The 12,470-nt window shown below is 65.3% G+C and carries 12 protein-coding genes; all 12 read right to left on the bottom strand.

What is annotated here, in order from left to right; all coding sequences use genetic code 11:
* Positions 1-38 precede the first annotated feature (38 nt).
* The gene (locus tag P5705_RS25040; protein WP_277463551.1) at positions 39-587 is read right to left on the bottom strand and encodes an adenine phosphoribosyltransferase; all 549 of its coding nucleotides are present in this window, start codon (positions 585-587) and stop codon (positions 39-41) included.
* Positions 588-639: 52 nt separating this feature from the next.
* Positions 640-1,374 carry a Crp/Fnr family transcriptional regulator FnrA gene (fnrA, locus tag P5705_RS25035; protein ID WP_011533044.1) on the bottom strand — a complete coding sequence of 245 codons (735 nt, stop codon included), beginning with the start codon at positions 1,372-1,374 and terminating at the stop codon, positions 640-642.
* A gap of 187 nt (positions 1,375-1,561) precedes the next feature.
* Complete coding sequence (gene hemN, locus P5705_RS25030; protein WP_277463550.1) at positions 1,562-2,944, bottom strand: oxygen-independent coproporphyrinogen III oxidase; 1,383 nt, start codon at positions 2,942-2,944, stop codon at positions 1,562-1,564.
* Between the two features lie 157 nt (positions 2,945-3,101).
* Positions 3,102-3,785: a sulfite exporter TauE/SafE family protein gene (locus tag P5705_RS25025; protein WP_277463549.1), complete on the bottom strand. Its 684-nt coding sequence runs from the start codon at positions 3,783-3,785 to the stop codon at positions 3,102-3,104.
* Positions 3,778-3,990: a cbb3-type cytochrome oxidase assembly protein CcoS gene (gene ccoS / locus P5705_RS25020; RefSeq protein WP_277463548.1), complete on the bottom strand. Its 213-nt coding sequence runs from the start codon at positions 3,988-3,990 to the stop codon at positions 3,778-3,780. Before ccoS ends, P5705_RS25025 begins: the two co-directional genes overlap by 8 nt.
* Positions 3,972-6,443 (bottom strand): heavy metal translocating P-type ATPase, encoded by a 2,472-nt coding sequence (locus P5705_RS25015; protein WP_277463547.1) that lies wholly within the window; start codon positions 6,441-6,443, stop codon positions 3,972-3,974. Before P5705_RS25015 ends, ccoS begins: the two co-directional genes overlap by 19 nt.
* 149 nt (positions 6,444-6,592) lie before the next feature.
* The gene (locus P5705_RS25010; protein ID WP_277463546.1) at positions 6,593-7,123 is read right to left on the bottom strand and encodes a FixH family protein; all 531 of its coding nucleotides are present in this window, start codon (positions 7,121-7,123) and stop codon (positions 6,593-6,595) included.
* A gap of 15 nt (positions 7,124-7,138) precedes the next feature.
* A complete protein-coding gene (gene ccoG / locus P5705_RS25005) occupies positions 7,139-8,554 on the bottom strand; it encodes a cytochrome c oxidase accessory protein CcoG (RefSeq protein ID WP_277463545.1) in 1,416 nt (471 codons plus the stop codon).
* 303 nt (positions 8,555-8,857) lie between these two features.
* Positions 8,858-9,835 carry a cytochrome-c oxidase, cbb3-type subunit III gene (gene ccoP, locus P5705_RS25000; RefSeq protein WP_277463544.1) on the bottom strand — a complete coding sequence of 326 codons (978 nt, stop codon included), beginning with the start codon at positions 9,833-9,835 and terminating at the stop codon, positions 8,858-8,860.
* Entirely contained in the window at positions 9,832-10,023 is a 192-nt protein-coding gene (locus tag P5705_RS24995) for a CcoQ/FixQ family Cbb3-type cytochrome c oxidase assembly chaperone (protein WP_011533052.1), read from the bottom strand. The genes ccoP and P5705_RS24995 overlap by 4 nt, the downstream gene beginning before the upstream one ends.
* Positions 10,024-10,028: 5 nt before the next feature.
* Positions 10,029-10,637: a cytochrome-c oxidase, cbb3-type subunit II gene (gene ccoO, locus P5705_RS24990; protein WP_277463543.1), complete on the bottom strand. Its 609-nt coding sequence runs from the start codon at positions 10,635-10,637 to the stop codon at positions 10,029-10,031.
* Positions 10,637-12,079: a cytochrome-c oxidase, cbb3-type subunit I gene (gene ccoN, locus P5705_RS24985; RefSeq protein ID WP_277463542.1), complete on the bottom strand. Its 1,443-nt coding sequence runs from the start codon at positions 12,077-12,079 to the stop codon at positions 10,637-10,639. The genes ccoO and ccoN overlap by 1 nt, the downstream gene beginning before the upstream one ends.
* Between the last annotated feature and the right edge of the window lie 391 nt (positions 12,080-12,470).

The raw sequence follows: 12,470 nt of genomic DNA, 5'->3' as shown, positions 1-12,470 counted from the left end.
GCGGCGCTCGGTCAGATAGACGCTATCTAACGTCGATCTCAGTATTCGCTGAGGGAGAACTCGGTCAGGCAGAAGGTCGGTACCCCGGCCGCCTGCAGCCGGCGCGAGCCTTCCAGCTCCGGCAGGTCGATGATCGCCGCCGCCTCGAACACCTTGGCCCCGGTGCGGCGCACCAGGTTCGCCGCGGCCAGCAGGGTGCCGCCGGTGGCGATCAGGTCATCGAAGATCAGCACCGAGTCGCCGTCGCAGAGGCTGTCGGCGTGCACTTCCAGAAAGGCTTCGCCGTATTCGGTCTGGTAACCCTCCGACAGCACGTCGGCCGGCAGCTTGCCCTGCTTGCGGAACAGGATCAGTGGCTTGTTCAGCTGGTGGGCGATGATCGAGCCGATCAGGAAGCCCCGCGCGTCCATGGCGCCGATGTGGCTGAACTCGGCTTCGACATAGCGCTCGATGAACTGGTCGGCGACATAGCGCAGCCCGCGCGGCGACTGAAACAACGGGGTGATGTCGCGGAAGATCACGCCCGGCTTGGGGAAGTCCACTACCGGGCGGATCAGGGCTTTGAGGTCGAAGGTGTCGCTGTGCATGGGCGGGTATCCTGGAAAAACTCGGCGCCAGTATACCCTGTTCACAGGGCGATCAGGCTTCGAGTGCACCGCCGGCCAGCGCGCACAGCTGGATCGGGTCGAGGATGTGCACTTCCTTGCCCTCGGCCTTGAGCAGGCCATTCTGCTGGAAGCGGGTGAACACGCGGGACACGGTTTCCACGGCCAGGCCTAGATAGTTGCCGATCTCGTTGCGCGACATGCTCAGGCGGAACTGGTTGGCCGAGTAGCCACGGGCGCGGAAGCGCGCGGACAGGTTGACCAGGAAGGTGGCGATGCGTTCGTCGGCGGTCTTCTTCGACAACAGCAGCATCATCTGCTGGTCGTCGCGGATTTCACGGCTCATCACGCGCATCAGCTGGCGGCGCAGCTGCGGCAGCTGGACCGAGAGTTCGTCGAGGCGCTCGAAGGGGATTTCACACACCGAGGTGGTTTCCTGGGCTTGGGCCGATACCGGGTAGGCCTCGGTGTCCATGCCGGACAGGCCGACCAGTTCGCTGGGCAGGTGGAAACCGGTGATCTGCTCTTCGCCAGCATCGCTGAGGCTGAAGGTTTTCAGGGCGCCGGAGCGGACCGCGTAGACCGAGCCGAAATTGTCACCCTGGCGGAACAGGAACTCGCCTTTCTTCAGCGGGCGGCCGCGTTTGACGATTTCATCCAGTGCATCCATGTCTTCCAGGTTCAGGGACAGGGGCAGGCACAGGGGGGCCAGGCTGCAATCCTTGCAGTGGGCCTGGTTGTGTGGGCGCAGTTTTACTGGCTCGGACATTTCTTTCGATCCTTGTGGGAAAGCACACATAAGCCGTAAGGATAACCTGCGGCATGGGCTGTAGGCCAGTGTGCGCATTTTTGGTGCACGCTAGCAGCGGGCCGGAAGGGGTGTTCCGGCACCGTTCGACTGTCCATAGTGTGCCTCGAAAGGCGGGCTGTCCATGCGGTGAAACGACTCAATACCCTCAGATTACCCGCGAAAAACGCTGGCGATTGTGCTGGGCCAGGTAGCCGTCGAAGACCATGCACACCGAGCGTACCAGCAGGCGTCCGGCCGGCAGGACGCGGATGCCCTTTTTATCCAGGCTGATCAGCCCGTCGCGTTGCATGGTCAGCAGTTCCGGCCACTGATCATTGAAATACCCACGGAAATCGATGGTGAAGGCTTGTTCGATCGGTTCGAAGTCCAGTTCGAAGTGGCAGATCAACTGCTGGATCACCGCCCGGCGCAGGCGGTCGTCCTGGTTGCACAGCAAGCCGCGCTGGGTGGCCAACTGGGCGCTGGAAAGGGTGTCCTGGTAGGTGTTCAGGTCGCTGCTGTTCTGGCAGTACAGGTCGCCGATCTGGCTGATCGCCGAGACGCCCAGGCCGATCAGGTCGCAATGGCCGTGGGTGGTATAGCCCTGGAAGTTGCGCTGCAGGGTGCCTTCTTCCTGAGCGATGGCCAGCTCGTCGTCGGGCAGGGCGAAGTGGTCCATGCCGATGTAGCGGTAGCCGGCGGCGGTGAGCTGGTCGATGGTGGCGTGGAGCATTTCCAGCTTGGCGGCCGGTGCCGGCAGGTCGTTGCTGTCGATGCGCCGCTGGGGCATGAAGCGTTCGGGTAGGTGGGCGTAGTTGAACACCGACAGGCGGTCGGGTTGCAGGCGGATCACTTCCTCCACGGTGCGGGCGAAGCCTTCCGGGGTCTGCTTGGGCAGACCGTAGATCAGGTCCAGGTTGATCGAGCGGAACTGCAGGGTCCGCGCGGCCTCGATCAGGGTGCGGGTCTGCTCCAGGCTCTGCAGGCGGTTCACCGCGCGCTGCACGGCCGGGTCAAGGTCCTGCACGCCAAGGCTGACACGGTTGAAGCCCAGTTCGCGGAGCAGGCCCATGGTCGACCAGTCGGCCTCGCGCGGGTCGATCTCGATGCCATAGTCGCCCGAGTCGTCGTCCAGCAGGTTGAAGTGCTGGCGCAGGGTCGCCATCAGCTGGCGCAGTTCCACATGGCTGAGGAAGGTCGGGGTGCCGCCGCCGAAGTGCAGCTGCTCGACCTGCTGCTTGGGGTCCAGGTGGCAGGCGATCAGCTGGATTTCCTGCTCCAGGCGTTGCAGATACGGCGCGGCGCGGGCGCGGTCCTTGGTGATGACCTTGTTGCAGGCGCAGTAGTAGCAGATGTTGGCGCAGAACGGCACGTGCACGTACAGCGACAGGGGGCGGGTGGCGCGGCGGCTTTCACGCAGGGCGTGGAGCAGGTCGAACGAGCCCACTTCGCCGTGCAACTGCACGGCGGTCGGATAGGAGGTGTAGCGTGGCCCGGCCAGATCGTAGCGACGAATCAGGTCGGCGTCCCAGCGTAGGTCGTCGAGCATGTGGGTAGTCCCCGGATAGAGCTGCAGTGTCCGGAGTCTAGGGGCGGATGTAAGAAGTCGTGTTGATTTGTATCAAGGGCGTTCGCCGGCAAGGCCGGCTCCTACAGGTTCGCCACCGGCCCTTGTAGGAGCCGGCCTTGCCGGCGAAGCGCTCTGCTCAATGCCCCATCAGCCAGTGCTGGTGGGGGCCAGGTAATGTCCATAAACCGAACAGGATCACCAACAGTCCTCCGGCCATGCGCACACCGCGCTTGCGCAACAGGGCGCCCACGCGCTCCGCTGCGAGCCCCGTGGCCAGCAGCACCGGCCAGGTGCCCACGCCGAACGCCAGCATCAGCGCCGCGCTGTGCAGCGCATCGCCCTGGCTCGCCGCCCACAGCAGGGTGCTGTACACCAGCCCGCAGGGCAGCCAGCCCCACAGGGCACCAAGCAACAGGGCGCGAGGCAGGCTGGACACCGGCAGCAGCCGCGTGGCCAGCGGTTGCACATGCCGCCACAGGCCGCGACCGAGGGCTTCGATGCGGGTCAGGCCACTCCACCAGCCTGCCAGGTACAGGCCCATGCTGATCAGCAATAGCGCCGCGATCACCCGCAAGCCGCTGGCCAGTGGGCTGCTGGCCAGGGCCACGCCGGCAAGGCCCAGTAGCAGGCCGGCGCAGGCGTAGCTGAGCACGCGCCCGAGGTTGTAGGCCAGCAGCAGGCGCAGGCGGCGGCCGCGTTGTTCTGGTGGGATGGCGAGGGTCAGGGCGCCCATCAGGCCGCCGCACATGCCCAGGCAGTGGCCACCGCCCAGCAGGCCCAGGACCAGCGCCGAACCGAGCAAGGGAAGCAGTTCAGGCACGCGGGGTCGAGTCCTTGTCTTCGGGCTGCACTTGTTCCGGCTTGGCGGCCGCTTGGTGTCGCGGGTCCTGGTCGTCGAACAGGATGCTGTGGGCCGGGCCTTCGAGGTCATCGTACTGGCCGCTGTCCACCGCCCAGAAGAAGATGTACACGGCGACGCCGACCAGCAGCAGGGCGGCGGGAATCATCACATAGAGGGCGGGCATAGGTTGGTCCTTCCGGGCTGGGTCGCCACGTTCGCGGGCAAGCCCGCGCCCACGGGCAGGCGGGTCAGGCGCAGGGCATTGAGCACGACGATCAGCGAGCTGACCGACATGCCGACCGCCGCCCAGACCGGGGTGATCCAGCCCAGTGCGGCGAACGGCAGCATCAGGCCATTGTACAGCGTCGCCCAGAGCAGGTTCTCGACAATGTTGCGGCGGGTGCGGCGGGCCAGGTCGAAGGCCTGGGCCAGCGCCTGCAGGCGGTTGGACAGCAGCACCGCGTCGGCGCTGGTCTTGGCGAGGTCCGTGGCGCTGCCCATGGCGATGCTGATGTCGGCGGCGGCCAGTACCGGCACGTCGTTCACCCCGTCACCCAGCATCAGCACCTTGCGGCCCTCGGCCTGCAGGGCTTTGAGGCGGGCCAGCTTGTCGTCCGGGCGCAGGCCGCCGACGGCTGTGTCGATACCCAGTTGAGAGGCAACTTCGTTAACCATCGGCGAGCTGTCGCCGGACAGCAGCAGGGTCCGCCAGCCACGCGCCTTGCATGCCGCGACCAGGTCCGGGGCGTCGTCGCGCAGGCGGTCGTCGAGGCCGAACCAGGCCAGCGGGCCGCGACGATCACCGAGCAGCAGCCATTGCCCGCGCGGTTCGGGCACGACGGGCACCTCGGCACCGCTCAGGGCGCAGACGAAGGTGGCCTGGCCGATACGCAGGCGCTGGCCGTCCATCTCGCCCTCCAGGCCCAGGCCAGGGACGGCGCTGACCTCTTCGGCAGGGCGGGTGGCGCGGCCGAACGCGCGGGCGATGGGGTGCTCGGAGCGGTTTTCCAGGGCGGCGGCCAGCGCCAGGCACTGGTCACTGTCCAGCCGCCCCAGGGGGCGAATGCTGCGCAGGGCCAGGCGGCCTTCGGTGAGGGTGCCGGTCTTGTCGAAGATCACCGTATCGATCTGGTTCAGGCCTTCCAGCACATGGCCGCGAGTGATCAGCAGGCCGAGCTTGTGCAGGGTGCCGGTGGCGGCGGTGAGGGCGGTGGGGGTGGCCAGCGACAGGGCGCAGGGGCAGGTGGCGACCAGCATCGCCAGGACGATCCAGAACGCCCGCGAGGTATCGAGCTGCCACCAGGCCAGGCCAATGACTGCTGCGGCCACCAGGCTGAACAGCAGGAACCATTGCGAGGCGCGGTCGGCGATCTCGGCCAGGCGCGGTTTCTCCAGTTGCGCCCGTTCCAGCAGGCGAACGATGGCCGATAGCCGCGAGTCCTGGCCCAAGGCCTGGACTTCGACGGTCAGGGTGCTTTCGACGTTGAGTGTGCCGCCGGTCACCGGGTCGCCGGTGCGCCGCGGCAGGGGCAGGTATTCGCCGGTGAGCAGCGACTCGTCGACACTGGAGCGGCCCTCGAGGATGCGGCCGTCGGCAGGAATCACCGCGCCGGGCAGCACCTGGACACGGTCGCCACAGCGAAGCTCGCCCAGCAGGATGCGCTCGGCCTGGCCGCTTGAATCCAGGCGCAGGCACGAGGCGGGCAGCAGGTTGACCAGTTGCGCGGTGGCCGCTGCCGTGCGTTCGCGGGCGCGGCGCTCCAGGTAGCGGCCGGTGAGCAGGAACAGCGCGAACATGCCCACGGTGTCGAAGTACAGCTCGCCGCTACCGGTGATCGCCGTCCAGATTCCGGCGCAGAAGGCCAGGCCGATGGCCAGCGACACCGAGACGTCCATGGTCAGGTGGCGGGTGCGCAGGTCGCGGGCGGCGCCCTTGAAGAACGGTGCGCAGCTGTAGAACACGATGGGGATGGTGAGGAACAGCGCGACCCAGCGCAGGATGGTGTGCAGCTCGGGCGACAGGTCGATGTTGAATTCCGGCCAGGTAGCCATGGTCGCCATCATCGCCTGGAACCACAGCAGCCCGGCCACGCCGAGGCGGCGCAGGGCGCTGCGGTTTTCCCGGGCCAGTTGCTCGGCGGCCTGGTCGGGTTGGTAGGGGTGGGCGGCATAGCCGACCTGGCGCAGCTCGGCGAGCAGCTTCGACAGCGGCAGCTGGCTGTCGGCCCAGGTGACCAGCAGGCGGTGGTTGGACAGGTTCAGGCGCGCCTCGGCGACACCGGGCAGGTTGCGCAGGTGCTTCTCGATCAGCCAGCCGCAGGCGGCGCAGCTGATGCCTTCGACCATCAGGGTGGTTTCGGCCAGTTCGCCCTCATGGCGCACGAAGGACTGCTGCACATCGCTGCGGTCGTACAGGGCCAGCTCGTCCTGCAACTGGCGGGGCAGGACTTCGGGGTTGGCGCTGGTGTCGCTGCGGTGCTGGTAGTAGTGCTCCAGCCCCCCGGCGACGATGGACTCGGCCACTGCCTGGCAGCCGGGGCAGCAGAACTGTCGCGGCTCGCCGAGGACCACGGCGGTGAAGCGGCTGCCGGCGGGGACGGGCAGGGCGCAGTGGTAGCAGGGGGTGGGTTGGGTCATCTTGAGTCTATCTTTTGGCTTGGGATTGCCGGGGGCGCTTTGCGCCCCTTTCGCGGCGCAAGGCCGCTCCTACAGGGGAGCGCGTGCTTCTGGTAGGAGCGGCCTTGTGCCGCGAAAGGGCTGCAAGGCAGCCCCGGCGGTATCGCGATTCATTGCTGATGCTCGGCACCTTGCAGCGCTTCATCCCCCAGTTGCAAGGTCACGCCATGCTCGACCTTCTCCTCCTCGAACAACCGCCACACGTGATCGTCCTGGCTGCCCAGCAGTTCTACGAAACGCCGCCCCTCGACCTTGTCTACGAGCTGCCCGACATAGCGCCCAGGCTCGCTGCGCGCCAGCTGGACCTTGCGGTCCTTGTCCGGCTGGGTCGGCGAGATCAGATTCAGTTCCAGGGCTTCGGGGTTGCTGTTGCCGGTCAGGCGCACCTCGACTTCGCCGGTCAGTTCGTCCAGGTGCACGCTGGCCTTGAGGTTGAGGGTCTGGGCCAGCAGTTCGCGGTCCAGCGAGCGGTTGATGCCCTTGCCGGCCTCGTAGTAGTTGTCGTTGACCAGGTTGTCCGGGTTGCGCACGGCGATGCTGACCATGGTCAGGCTCAGGCACACCGAAGTGGCCAGGATACCGATGATGATCCAGGGCCAGAGGTGCTTGTACCAGGGGCTGGCGGCGGTGGCGGCAGGCATTGTTCGTCTTCTCTCTCAGCGGATCTGTGGGCCGATGAAACGGCTCTTGGCTTCAACCTGGCTGGCGCTGTCGTCGGCGTCCTTGAGGATGAAGGTGATTTCGTTGGTGGTCGAGGGCAGTTTTTCCGGGGCGACCGACAATTGCACCGGCAGGTTGACGATGTCGCCGGCGGCGACACGGATCTCGCGATGGCCTTCGAGCTGCAGGTCGGGCAGGCCGGCGGCGTCGAGCACGTAGACGTGGTCGCGCTGGTCCTTGTTCATCACCTTCAGGCTGTAGACGTTCTCGATCCGGCCTTGCGCGTTCTCGCGATACAGCACGCGGTCCTTGGCCACGTCGAAGCCCACCAGCGAGCGGGTGGCGAAGGCGGTGGCCAGGGCGCCGATCATCACCAGCAGCACCAAGGCGTAGCCGATCAGGCGTGGGCGCAGCATGTGGGTCTTCTGCCCGGACAGGTTGTGCTCGGTGGTGTAGCTGATCAGCCCCTTGGGGTAGTTCATCTTGTCCATGATGCTGTCGCAGGCGTCGATGCAGGCGGCGCAGCCGATGCACTCGATCTGCAGGCCGTCGCGGATGTCGATGCCGGTGGGGCAGACCTGCACGCACATGGTGCAGTCGATGCAGTCACCCAGGCCCTTGGCTTTGTAGTCGATGTCTTTCTTACGCGGGCCACGGGTTTCGCCGCGGCGCGGGTCGTAGGAGACGATCAGGGTGTCCTTGTCGAACATCACGCTCTGGAAGCGCGCATAGGGGCACATGTAGATGCACACCTGCTCGCGCAGCCAGCCGGCGTTGCCGTAGGTGGCCAGGGTGAAGAAACCGACCCAGAAGTAGGCCCAGCCGTCGGCCTGCCCGGTGAAGAACTCGATGGCCAGTTCGCGGACCGGCGAGAAGTAACCGACGAAGGTCATGCCGGTGACGAAACCGATCAGCAGCCACAGGCTGTGCTTGGCCAGCTTGCGCAGGAACTTGTTCGCGCTCATGGGCGCCTTGTCCAGCTTCATGCGCTGGTTGCGGTCACCCTCGGTGACTTTCTCGCACCACATGAATACCCAGGTCCACACGCTCTGCGGGCAGGTGTAGCCGCACCAGACCCGGCCGGCGTACACCGTGATGAAGAACAGGCCGAAGGCGGCGACGATCAGGATGCCCGAGAGCAGGATGAAATCCTGGGGCCAGATGGTGGCGCCGAAGATGTAGAACTTGCGTTCGGGCAGGTTCCACCAGACGGCCTGGTGGCCGCCCCAGTTCAGCCAGACGGTGCCGAAATACAGCAGGAACAGCACCGCGCCGCCGACCATCCGCAACCTGCGGAAGATGCCGGTGAAGGCGCGGGTGTAGATTTTTTCACGCGAGGCGTAGAGGTCGACGGATTCCTTTCCCTTGTTGGCAGGCGGGGTGACGTCATGTACCGGAATTTGCTTGCTCATCATCAAGTCCCACGGCAGTGGAGAAACGCCGTAGCCAGTGCGTGCCGGCTGCGGTCTCGCGCATGCTGCTAGCGCTCTGCGGCCCATGATACGCCTGTCGTGGCGCGCCGGGGACGCGCTGCGACCTTTAGTCGCGTTGGGTTCGTGGCATGAATCGTGATATGGCGGGTGTCAATTGATTCAGGTCATGAGGCCTGCAGGAAATGTGACGTCAGTACCGGCCTCTTCGCGGATGAATCCGCTCCTACAGGTTCAGCACGATACCTGTAGGAGCGGATTCATCCGCGAGAGGCCTAGCCTGCCTTACTCGGTCTTGGCCGGTTCCGCCTGATGCGACAGGCTGTACACATACGCTGCCAGCAAGTGCACCTTGTCGTTGCCCTGCATCTGCGCCTGTGCCGGCATCTGCCCCTGGCGACCGTAGCGGATGGTCTGTTGCAGCTGGGCGAAGCTCGAACCGTAGATGAACGCCTGCGGGTGCGTGAGGTTCGGTGCGCCCATGGCTGGGGTGCCCTTGCCTTCAGGCCCGTGGCAGGCCACGCAGTTGGTGGCGAAGATCTGCTGGCCCTTGACCGGGTCGGCCTTGGCGTCATCGGGCAGCTTGCGGCCGTCGAGGTTGGTCAGCACGAAGGCCGCCACGTCCGCCACGCCCTGCTCGCCGATCACCGTGGCCCAACCCGGCATCACACCGTGGCGACCATTCATGATGGTGGTCTTGATGGTCTCCGGCTCGCCGCCCCAGCGCCAGTCGTTGTCGGTCAGGTTGGGGAAGCCGTAGGCGCCCCGGGCGTCGGAGCCATGGCACACCGAACAGTTGGAGGCGAACAGGCGCGCGCCCATCTTCAGCGCCTGTGGATCCTTGGCCACTTCCTCGACGGGCATGGCGGCGAATCTGGCGAAGATCGGCCCGAAGCGGGCATCGGCCTTGGCCATCTCCTTTTCCCACTCGTGCACACCGGTCCAGCCGGCCTGGCCGTTGGAAAACTCGGTCTTCTTGTCGTTGTCCACGTACGCGTAACCGGGGAGCAGGCCTTTCCAGTTGCCCAGGCCCGGGTACAGGACCAGGTAACCGAGGGCGAAGACGACGGTGCCGACGAACAGCCAGAACCACCACTTCGGTAGCGGGTTGTCGTATTCCTCGATACCGTCGAAGGCGTGGCCGACGACTTCGTCGGTGATCTCTTCGCGCTGGCCCCTGCGGGTCGACAGCAGCAGCCAAGTCAAGGCGAAGATGGTGCCCAGGGTCAGGACGGTGACGTACAGACTCCAGAAGGTTGTCATTGTTGTTTGCTCCTAGAAGCTTGTGCTTGCTCGACGTGTCGGGTGGCCTCGGGGTCGTCGGCGAACGGCAACTGCGTCGCCTCGTCGAATTCCTGCTTGCGCCGCGGGCTGAACACCCACAGCGCCAGGCCCACGAAGGCCACCAGCACCACGACGGTGCCCAGGCCGCGAATCGTGCCGATATCCATCAGGGTCACCGTTTGCTCTTGATGAGGGTGCCAAGGCCTTGCAGGTACGCGACGAGGGCGTCCATCTCGGTCTTGCCCTTGACCGCGTCGTGGGCGCCGGCGATGTCTTCGTCGGTGTACGGCGTGCCCAGGGTGCGCAGGACTTCCATCTTCTTGGCGGTGTCCTTGCCGTCGAGCTTGTTCTCGACCAGCCATGGGTACGATGGCATCTTCGACTCGGGCACCACGTTGCGCGGGTTGTACAGGTGCGCGCGGTGCCAGTCGTCGGAGTAGCGGCCGCCGACGCGGGCCAGGTCGGGACCGGTGCGCTTGGAGCCCCACAGGAACGGGTGGTCCCACACGCTTTCGCCAGCAACCGAGTAGTGGCCGTAGCGTTCGGTTTCGGCGCGGAACGGGCGGATCATCTGCGAGTGGCAGCCCACGCAGCCCTCGCGGATGTAGATGTCGCGCCCTTCGAGCTCCAGCGCGGTGCGTGGCTTCATGCCTTCGACCGGCTTGTTGGTGACGTCCTGGAAGAACAGCGGGACGATCTGCGTGAGGCCACCGACGCTGACGGCGATGACCATGAAGAAGGCCATCAGGCCGATATTCTTCTCGACTGCTTCATGCTTCATCAGTGGGCTCCCACGACGACGATCTTGGCGGCTTCCTCAGCCTGTACCGGGTTGGCGGCACGCACGGTGCGGAACACGTTGTAGGCCATCAGCAGCATGCCGGAGGCGAAGAACGCACCGCCCAAAGCGCGGACGATGAAGCCCGGGTGGCTGGCCTGCAGCGCTTCGACGAAGGAGTAGGTAAGGGTGCCGTCGTCGTTGATGGCGCGCCACATCAGGCCCTGGGTGATGCCGTTGACCCACATCGAGGCGATGTACAGCACGGTGCCGATGGTGGCCAGCCAGAAGTGCGCGTTGATCAGCCCGACACTGTGCATCTGCTCGCGGCCGTAGAGTTTCGGGATCATGTGGTAGACCGCGCCGATGGAGATCATCGCCACCCAGCCCAGGGCGCCGGCATGGACGTGGCCGATGGTCCAGTCGGTGTAGTGCGACAGCGAGTTGACCGTCTTGATGGCCATCATCGGGCCTTCGAAGGTGGACATGCCGTAGAACGCCAGCGACACCACCAGGAAGCGCAGGATCGGGTCGGTGCGCAGCTTATGCCAGGCCCCCGACAGGGTCATCATGCCGTTGATCATGCCGCCCCAGCTCGGGGCGAGCAGGATGATCGACATCACCATGCCCAGCGACTGCGCCCAGTCCGGCAGGGCGGTGTAGTGCAGGTGGTGGGGGCCGGCCCAGATGTACAGGGTGATCAGCGCCCAGAAGTGCACGATCGACAGGCGATACGAGTAGATCGGGCGTTCGGCCTGCTTCGGTACGAAGTAGTACATCATCCCCAGGAAGCCGGTGGTGAGGAAGAAGCCCACGGCGTTGTGGCCGTACCACCACTGGATCATCGCGTCGGTGGCGCCGGCGTAGGCCGAGTACGACTTGAACAGGCTGACCGGCAGCGAGATGTGGTTGACGATGTGCAGCATCGCGGTGACCACGATGAAGGCGCCGTAGAACCAGTTGCCGACGTAGATGTGCTTGGTCTTGCGCTTGACGATGGTGCCGAAGAACACCAGGGCGTAGGTGACCCAGACGATGGCCAGCAGGATCGCCAGCGGCCACTCGAGCTCGGCGTACTCCTTGGTGGTGGTGAAACCCATCGGTAGCGTCACCAGCGCGCCGATGATCACCGCCTGCCAGCCCCAGAAGGTGAAGGCGGCCATGCTGTCGGAGATCAGGCGGGTCTGGCAGGTGCGCTGCACCACGTAGTAGCTGGTGCCGAACAGGGCGCAGCCGCCGAAGGCGAAGATCACCAGGTTGGTGTGCAGCGGGCGTAGGCGGCCGAAGCTCGTCCATGGCAGGTCCAGGTTGAGCTGGGGCCAGACCAGTTGCGAGGCGATGAAGACGCCGAGCCCCATGCCAAGGATCCCCCAGACCACCGTCATGATGGCGAACTGGCGGACGACCTTATAGTTATAAGCAGTCGGACTGATTGCAGTGCTCATTCTAAGGTTCCACGGTTTGGGTGTTCTTGTTGGTTGGTAAATCGGCGCCAGTATCGATAACCACCAGGGTTATGGCAACGCAAGGAGACTTGCGCCGACCCGTGTCCAGACCCTTTCCGCCACCGTCCCGCGGCGTGGGGGCTGAACGATTGTACACAAATAAATATTTGTAATGTGTACCGTTTTCCATGTTTTTCTGATCGATCGGTCAAGCTTTTTAATCGGGACGGGCACGCAAGGCGTCATCCCAAAGCCGCAGGCTCGTGAGCGTGGAGTCGATGCGTGATGCCAGGCTGTGCACCACGTCTGTTCCGGTCGCTGCGAGCGGAGCCACTGTGGCAACAAGCTTAGTAGTGTTCGGAGGGGGTGCAAGGCGTAGGGGCGGGGCGGG

Source organism: Pseudomonas entomophila (genome assembly GCF_029478665.1).
Taxonomy (GTDB): domain Bacteria; phylum Pseudomonadota; class Gammaproteobacteria; order Pseudomonadales; family Pseudomonadaceae; genus Aquipseudomonas; species Aquipseudomonas entomophila_F.
The sequence above is the reverse complement of the archived record's forward strand: the minus strand, read 5'-3'. Positions and strand labels throughout refer to the sequence as shown.

Bases quoted from the DNA above. Each gene is read 5' to 3' on its own strand.
- P5705_RS25040 (WP_277463551.1), bottom strand. From the start codon at position 587: ATGCACAGCGACACCTTCGACCTCAAAGCCCTGATCCGCCCGGTAGTG.
- fnrA (WP_011533044.1), bottom strand. From the start codon at position 1,374: ATGTCCGAGCCAGTAAAACTGCGCCCACACAACCAGGCCCACTGCAAG.
- hemN (WP_277463550.1), bottom strand. From the start codon at position 2,944: ATGCTCGACGACCTACGCTGGGACGCCGACCTGATTCGTCGCTACGAT.
- ccoS (WP_277463548.1), bottom strand. From the start codon at position 3,990: ATGCCCGCCCTCTATGTGATGATTCCCGCCGCCCTGCTGCTGGTCGGC.
- P5705_RS25015 (WP_277463547.1), bottom strand. From the start codon at position 6,443: ATGACCCAACCCACCCCCTGCTACCACTGCGCCCTGCCCGTCCCCGCC.
- P5705_RS25010 (WP_277463546.1), bottom strand. From the start codon at position 7,123: ATGCCTGCCGCCACCGCCGCCAGCCCCTGGTACAAGCACCTCTGGCCC.
- ccoG (WP_277463545.1), bottom strand. From the start codon at position 8,554: ATGAGCAAGCAAATTCCGGTACATGACGTCACCCCGCCTGCCAACAAG.
- ccoP (WP_277463544.1), bottom strand. From the start codon at position 9,835: ATGACAACCTTCTGGAGTCTGTACGTCACCGTCCTGACCCTGGGCACC.
- P5705_RS24995 (WP_011533052.1), bottom strand. From the start codon at position 10,023: ATGGATATCGGCACGATTCGCGGCCTGGGCACCGTCGTGGTGCTGGTG.
- ccoO (WP_277463543.1), bottom strand. From the start codon at position 10,637: ATGAAGCATGAAGCAGTCGAGAAGAATATCGGCCTGATGGCCTTCTTC.
- ccoN (WP_277463542.1), bottom strand. From the start codon at position 12,079: ATGAGCACTGCAATCAGTCCGACTGCTTATAACTATAAGGTCGTCCGC.